Below are 334 nucleotides of genomic sequence, written 5' to 3'. Positions count from 1 at the left end.
GCTCGCCGCTACTGACGGAATCACTTTTGTTTTCTTTTCCTGAGGGTACTTAGATGTTTCAGTTCCCCTCGTCTGCCTCCGATGCAGCTATGTATTCACTGCATGGTACGTATCTATTACGATACGCGGGTTCCCCCATTCGGACATCCCCGGATCAAAGCCTGCTTACAGCTCCCCGAGGCATTTCGTCGTTCGCCACGTCCTTCATCGGCTCCTGGTGCCTAGGCATCCTCCGTGTGCTCTTATTAGCTTAACCAATGCTTCGTTATACATTTCAAAAAACATATAACTCCACGTAATCAAGATCAAAAGATCTAAGGATGATTCAGCATTT

The 334-nt window shown here is 47.3% G+C and carries 1 rRNA gene; it reads right to left on the bottom strand.

What is annotated here, in order from left to right:
* Positions 1-256, bottom strand: a 23S ribosomal RNA gene (locus ACZYR9_RS27625); the annotation flags it as partial.
* Between the last annotated feature and the right edge of the window lie 78 nt (positions 257-334).

Source organism: Paenibacillus sp. F024, assembly GCF_057814255.1.
Note: the sequence above shows the minus strand (reverse complement) of the source record. Positions and strands in the feature narration are given on the sequence as shown.